Annotated in this window: 4 protein-coding genes; 2 read left to right on the top strand and 2 right to left on the bottom strand. The window is 71.0% G+C overall.

Translation table 11 applies throughout. The features are described 5' to 3' along the window. Positions 1-130: 130 nt before the first annotated feature. Positions 131-1,429, bottom strand: coding sequence for an ABC transporter substrate-binding protein (locus ACLQ3F_RS07195; RefSeq protein ID WP_355007348.1), 1,299 nt, complete (start codon positions 1,427-1,429; stop codon positions 131-133). A 235-nt stretch (positions 1,430-1,664) separates the two neighbouring features. On the opposite strand from ACLQ3F_RS07195, the gene ACLQ3F_RS07190 reads away from it, so the two are divergent. Then, a complete protein-coding gene (locus tag ACLQ3F_RS07190) occupies positions 1,665-2,864 on the top strand; it encodes an ROK family protein (RefSeq protein ID WP_425847272.1) in 1,200 nt (399 codons plus the stop codon). 227 nt (positions 2,865-3,091) lie between these two features. Further along, a complete protein-coding gene (locus ACLQ3F_RS07185) occupies positions 3,092-5,314 on the top strand; it encodes a discoidin domain-containing protein (protein ID WP_425847271.1) in 2,223 nt (740 codons plus the stop codon). Between the two features lie 109 nt (positions 5,315-5,423). On the opposite strand, the gene ACLQ3F_RS07180 is transcribed toward ACLQ3F_RS07185, so the two are convergent. Continuing rightward, the gene (locus tag ACLQ3F_RS07180) at positions 5,424-6,746 is read right to left on the bottom strand and encodes a flavin monoamine oxidase family protein (RefSeq protein WP_425847269.1); all 1,323 of its coding nucleotides are present in this window, start codon (positions 6,744-6,746) and stop codon (positions 5,424-5,426) included. Between the last annotated feature and the right edge of the window lie 307 nt (positions 6,747-7,053).

Below are 7,053 nucleotides of genomic sequence, written 5' to 3'. Positions count from 1 at the left end.
GGTTGACGCGGCCGGGTTGGCGCGGGGGCCGGGGCGGGGGGGGGGGGTGCGGGTTGCCTTCCGGGTCCTCTGGGTGGGGGTGGGGGTGGTGGTTTCCCCCCCCCCCCCCCGGCCACCGGTCACGCCTCGGTCAGCGCATCTTCTGCTGCGCGTCGGTCAGCTTGGCCTTCACCGAAGCCTCGGTGACCGGCTTGCCACTGGCCGCGTCGGCGAACAACTCCTTCATCGCGGTGCCGACCAGGGTCTCGAAGGTGCTCTCATCGGGCACCTGCGGCAGCGGGGCCGCGGTCGTGACCAGGGTCTCCTGGATGGTCTTCTGCTCCGTCGCGCTGAACGCCGGGTCGGAGGCCGCGGTCTTCACCGCCGGCAGCGAGCCGTACGTCTTGTTGAGCAGCGTCTGCTCCTCGTCGCTGGTCATGAACTTGACGAAGCTCAGCGCGCCGTCCTTGTTCTTGGTGTGCTTGAAGACCGCCATGTTGATCCCGGCGACCATGCTGTTGACCTTCTTGCCGCCGGCCGGCGGGCTGGCCAGGAACGGCACCGGGGCCACCCCGTACGCGTCGGCGGGCATGTTCTGCGTCTTCAGGTTCGACCCGGCGGACTGCCACAGCAGCATGGCGGCCTTGCCGTTGGCGAAGTCGGAGACCGACTGGTTCTGCGCGTACTCGGCGTTGCTCGGGTTGGTGATCTTGTCGGCGGCCATGAAGTCGATGTACCGCTTGATCGCCGACACGTTCTGCGGGGTGTCGAAGGTCGGCTTGCCGGCCGAGTCGAACCACTCGCCGCCGTACTGCTGGCTGAAGGTGAACGCGTGGTGGGCGTTCTCCGACGGGTTGGCGCCCTCGATCGCCAGGCCCCACTTGCCGCCGGTGCTCAGCTTCTTGCCGTACTCGACGACCTGCTCCCAGGTGGTGGGCGGCGCGGTGATGCCGGCGTCGGCGAACGACTTCTTGTTGTAGTACAGGCTGTACGCCATGCTGTAGAGCGGCACGGCGGCCGGCGGCTTGCCCGGGGCGCCGGCGGCGGCGAGCGCGGCGGGCACGATCCGGTCCTTGCCGCCGACGGCCTGCAGGGCGGCGTCGTCGAACTCGACCAGCGCGCCGGTGGCCTGCAACGACGCCGACCAGGTGTTGCCGATGTTGACCACGTCCGGGCCCTTGCCGGAGGCGGCGGCGGCCAGCAGGCGGTTGAGCAGATCCGACCAGGGGACCACCTCGACGGTGACCTTGATCCCGGTCTGCTTCTCGAACTTGTCCAACTCCGGCTGGAGGATGGTCTTGTCGGCCTCCAGGCTGGCCCCCTGGTTGCTGGCCCAGTAGGTGAGCGTCTTGGGTGATGCGGCGGAGTCGTCGCCGGAGCCTCCGCAGGCGGTCAGCGATGCGGCCGCCAGTACGGCGGCGGTGAATATCCCGAGGTGTCGTCTCGACACGGGTCAGCCCTTCCGGTGCGTGGTGGGGGTCCGCCGGCCTTCGTCACCGATAGGGGTCGGGTGACGGGGGCCGGCTGCGGACAGGGTTCGGGGGTGCGCCGTCGGGGTCCGTCGGCGTTTCCCGGGAGTTACATCACGGCTTAATTTATGTCGTCATTAAAGTTGCTGGCAGGTGGGTCGTCAAGCACGAGGCGGTTACAGTCGCCTCGAACGGCCGACGGGAACGAGGTGACGAGTGGAGCTGGCGCGTGCCACCAACCGCAGCGTGCGGTTGCGCAACCGGTCCGCCCTGCTGACCAAGCTCTTCCTGGACGGCCTGCTCACCCGGCAGGACCTGGTGCGCAGCACCGGGCTGAGCCAACCCGCGGTCAGCAACGTGGTGGCCGACATGATCGACGAAGGGCTGGTCGCCGAGGCCGGCGCCGCCGAGTCCGACGGCGGCCGGCCCAGCATGTTGCTGAGGATCGCGCCCCGCTTCGCCTTCGTGATCGGCGTGGACGTCGGCGAGACCCGGGTCCGGGTGGAGCTGTTCGACTTCGCGATGACCCTGCTGGCCAGCATCGAGTACCCGCTCGACCCGGCCCGTACCGAGCCCGACCTGGTGGCCGGGCACGTGCTGGCCGGCATCGACGCGGTCACCGGCCAGGCCGGGGTGACCCCCGGTGACGTGCTCGGCGTCGGCATCGGCGTCTCCGGCGTGGTCGAGCAGGGCGCCGAGGCCGTCGTGCACGCCCAGGCCCTCGGCTGGGACCGGGTGCCGCTGGAGCGTCTGATCGGGGCCGGCACCGACCTGCCGCTGCACATCGACAACGGCGCGAAGACCCTGGGCCAGGCCGAGATGTGGTTCGGTGCCGGCCGGGGCGCCCGGCACGCCGTCTTCGCGCTGGTCGGCTCCGGTGTCGGCGCGTCGGTGGTGACCAACGGCGCCACCTACCGGGGCGCGTCCAGCAGCGCGGGGGAGTGGGGGCACACCACCCTTGTGTACGGCGGCCGGGTCTGCCGGTGCGGCGCGCGCGGTTGCCTGGAGGCGTACGTGGGGGCGGAGGCGATCATCGACCGCTACCGCGAGGCGCGCCGGGGTCGACAGGTGCCGGGCGAGGACGAGGAGTCCCAGATCGCCGCGCTGGTCGCCGGCGCCGAGACCTCGGCCACCGCCCGACGGGTCCTGGAGGACACCGCGGGTTACCTCGGTGCCGGGGTGGCGAACCTGATCAACCTGTTCAACCCGGAGCGCGTGGTGCTCGGCGGCTGGGCGGCGATGGCCCTCGGCGACCTGCTGCCGGCGGTGCGGGAGGCTGCCGGTCGGCAGGCGCTGCGCCAGCCGTACGAGCAGGCGTCGATCGAGCTGTGCCGACTCGGGGTGGACGCGGTGGCGTTGGGCGCGGCAACCCTCCCGATCGCCCGCTTCCTCACCGAGGGTGGCGTCCGACGCTGACGGAGCACGACTCCGCAGGCCGACGGCAAATTACCCAAAAAGAATCCTCGGGATAAATAACGAAGTTATAGATCGATGTCTTGACGCCGCCGCAATCTCGCCGCAACACTCCTACGAGAGCGCTCTCCTCCCCGCGGCACCGCGTCGGCGGCACCATCCACGGCGTCACGGGCGAGTCCGATCCCATCCGTGCGGCAACCCGTAACCCCCTATCGACAGGCGATGTCATGACATCTCGTGCTACATCCGTACGCCCGCGTCCCCGGGTCGTGCGCCACCTGCTCGTCGGGCTCACCGTGGCCCTGGTCGCGGCGCTCACGCCGACCGGAGCCACCGCACCCGCGCAGGCCGCCCCCGTCCTGCTGTCCCAGGGCCGTACGGCCACCGCCTCGTCCACCGAGAACGGCGGAACCCCCGCCGCCGCCGCTGTCGACGGCAACACCGGCAGCCGCTGGTCCAGCGCGTTCAGCGACCCGCAGTGGCTCCAGGTCGACCTGGGCGCCCGGGCCACCATCACCCAGGTCAACCTGCTCTGGGAGGGCGCCTACGGTCGGGCCTTCCAAATCCAGACCTCCGACAACGGGTCCACCTGGACCACGATCTACTCGACCACCACCGGCACCGGCGGCACCCAGAACCTCACCGTCTCCGGGGCCGGCCGCTACGTCCGCATGTACGGCACCACCCGCGGTACCGGCTACGGCTACTCGCTCTGGGAGTTCCAGGTCTACGGCGAGAGCGGCGGCACCAACGAGCCCCCGGTGACGCCCACCGACCCGTACAACCCGAACCTCGGGTCGAACACGTTCGTCTTCGACCCGAGCACCCCGACGTCGACGATCCAGAGTCGACTGAACACCCTCTTCACCCAGCAGGAGACCAACCAGTTCGGCCCGCAGCGCTACGCGGTGCTGTTCAAGCCCGGCACCTACACCGCCGACGTCAATCTCGGCTTCTTCACCCAGGTCGCCGGCCTCGGCATGAGCCCCGACGACGTCAACCTCAACGGCCACGTGCGTACCGAGGCGTTCTGGTTCGGCGGCAACGCCACCCAGAACTTCTGGCGGGCCGCCGAGAACCTGTCGGTCACCCTGCCCGCCGGGCAGACCGTGGAGCGCTGGGCGGTGTCCCAGGCGGCGCCGTACCGACGGATGCACCTGCGCGGCGCGCAGAACCAGATCCAACTCTGGAACGGCGGCGACGGCTGGTCCAGCGGCGGCCTGCTGGCCGACACCCGCATCGACGGCCTCGTCGTCTCCGGCTCGCAGCAGCAGTGGTACTCCCGCAACAGCGAGTTCGGCAACGGCTGGACCGGTTCGGTGTGGAACATGGTCTTCCAGGGCGTCAACGGCGCTCCCGCGCCCAGCTTCCCCAACCCGTCGCACACGGTGATCCCGCAGACCCCGCAGGTACGGGAGAAGCCGTTCCTGTACGTGACCGGAAGCGGTGAGTACCGGGTCTTCGTGCCCGCGCTGCGCACCAACTCCACCGGCACCAGCTGGTACAACAAGACCCCGGCCGGCTCGTCCCTGTCGCTGTCGCAGTTCTTCGTCGTCCAGCCCGGCACCAGCGCCGCCACCATCAACACCGCACTCGCCCAGGGCAAGCACCTGCTCTTCACCCCGGGTGTGCACCGGATCACCGAGCCGATCCAGGTCAACCGGGCCGACACGGTGATCCTCGGCCTCGGCCTGGCCACCATCCAGGCCGACAACGGCACGGTGGGCATGCGGGTGGCCGATGTGGACGGCGTGAAGGTGGCCGGCATCATGTTCGAGGCCGGCACCACGAACTCGCCGGTGCTGATGGAGGTCGGTCCGTCCGGCTCGTCCGCGAGCCACGCCGCGAACCCGACCTCGCTGCACGACGTGTTCTTCCGCATCGGCGGGCCGCACGTCGGCAGGGCCACCAACACGTTGACGGTCAACAGCGACAACGTGATCGGCGACCACATGTGGTTGTGGCGGGCCGACCACGCCGCCAGCGGCGTACCGACCGGGTGGACGCTGAACACCGCCGACACCGGGCTCACCGTCAACGGCGACAACGTCACCATGTACGGCCTCTTCGTCGAGCACTACCAGAAGTACCAGACCATCTGGAACGGCAACGGCGGGCGGACGTACTTCTACCAGAACGAGCTGCCCTACGACGTGCCGAACCAGGCGGCCTGGATGAACGGGTCGACCCGGGGTTACGCCGCGTACAAGGTCGCCGATTCGGTGACCAGTCACCAGGCGTACGGGCTGGGTAGCTACAGCTACTTCAACGTCAACCCGGCGGTGGTCGAGGAACGGTCCTTCGAGGTGCCCACCAACCCGAACGTGCGCTTCACGAACATGGTGACCGTCTCGCTCGGTGGCGTCGGCACCATCAATCGGGTGATCAACAACGCCGGTGGCACCGCGAACGCGGCCAACCAGACGGTGTACCTGACCACCTACCCCTGACCGGGGCGCCCGCGCCGGCCCGGTCCGCTGTGACCGGGTCGGCCGGGTGGCACCCAGGGCCGTGGCCGGCCCGGTCCCGCCGAGACCGGGCCGGCTGCGGTCGTGCCGCTCAGCCGGCCAGCACCTCGGCCGCCGCCCGTTCACCGGCGCGCACCGCGCCCTCCAGATAGCCACTCCAGCGGGTGGCCGTCTCGGTGCCCGCCCAGTACACCCGCCCCACCGGCGTCCGCAGGTGCGGGCCGTACGTCCGCCAGGTGCCCGGGGTGAGCGCACCGGAGAAGCAGCCCCTGGTCCACTCGTCGGCGGACCAGTCGTACTCGACGAGATCCACCGGGTCCTCCGCTCGTGGCCCGACCACGTTGGCGAACGCTTCCAGCAGGCATCGCCGACGCCCCGCGGGGGACATGCCGCGCAGCGTGGCGGCGTCGGTGGAGTAGCTGAACCCGGTCAGCACCCCGATCGGCGAGGTCGGGGTGGAGTTGTCGACCGTCTCGGTGAGCGGACCGGCGCTGGTGGTGGCCACCCCGGAGCACCCGTCGGCACGCCAGAACGGCTCCGGGTAGACGGCGTGCACCTTCAGCGCCGAACCCATCGGCATGCGCTGGGTGAGCCCGTCACGCAGCGGGGGCAACGGCGGGTCGTACCGGATCCGGCCGGCCAGCGCCGGGGCCAGCGCGACCACCACGGCGTCGCCGTCGACGCGCCCGGTGTCGGTCCACGCCGTCGCGCCGTCGACTGTCTGTTCGATGGCCCGCACCGGCGCGGCCAGCGTCAGCGCGCCCGGCGGTAGAGCGGTTGCCATCCGTTCGGCCAGCGCCGGCGGCCCGCCCACGATCCGGTCCTGCTGTGCCCCGCCTGCCATTCCCAGCAACGGTCCGGTCCCGCCGGCACTGCGCAGGTAGAACAGCAGGTGCAACAGGGACAGCTCGTCCGCGCCGGTGGCGAGCAGCCCGCCGGCGAGCACCCGCCCCAGGTAGTCGGCGGTGTCGTCGTCCCCGGCCGTGGCGGCGAGCCACCCGCCGAGGGTCGTCCGGTCCCACAGTGCGGCCTCCGGCGTCGCCCAGGGTTCGGCCGGGTCCAGTCGTGCGGCGTACTCGTCGAGCAGCCCCAGCACCCGGCCCACCTGCGCCGGCGGCTCGGCCCGGCGCGCACCGGCCCAGAGCACTGTGGGCGCGCCGGTCGATGCCGAGGCGAAGGTGGCCAGCCCGTGCTCGGCGACCAGCGCGTACATCCGGTCCTGGGTCGGACCGATCCACTGCGCGCCCAGGTCGAGTTGCGTGGGCTCGGGCAGCCACCGGGTCAGCACCCGACCCCCCACCCGGTCGCGGGCCTCCAACAATCGCACCTGGGCGCCGGCACGGGCGAGCGCCAGCGCGGCGGCGAGCCCGGAGAAGCCGGCGCCGACCACGACCACCCGCAAGCCGTCGGTCACACCGGGGTCTACCCAGAACCGTCGCAGGCATGGCTACCGGCCCCGGTCACGGCACTGACGGACCGCACCCCCGTCCTTCGTCCTTTGCTCTGCACCCGCCGACGCACCACCCGGGCCTGGGTGCCGTCGCCTCCGCGGGTGCAGAGCAAAGGGCAGGCCAACCCGACCACAGGGCTGGGCCGGTCGCCGAGTCACTGTCGCCTCCGCGGGTGCAGAGCAAAGGGCAGGCCAACACCGGGGCCGGGTCGGCCGCGAAAACTTTCTGCCGGCCTGTCGATTCGGGCGGCGGCCGATCGTGTGGAGGATG

This window comes from Micromonospora sp. DT15 (assembly GCF_049841475.1).
Lineage (GTDB): Bacteria > Actinomycetota > Actinomycetes > Mycobacteriales > Micromonosporaceae > Micromonospora.
This window is presented reverse-complemented; position numbering and strand designations above follow the sequence as displayed.

Excerpts from the sequence above, each read along its gene's own strand:
- ACLQ3F_RS07185 (WP_425847271.1), top strand. The coding sequence starts at position 3,092 with ATGACATCTCGTGCTACATCCGTACGCCCGCGTCCCCGGGTCGTGCGC.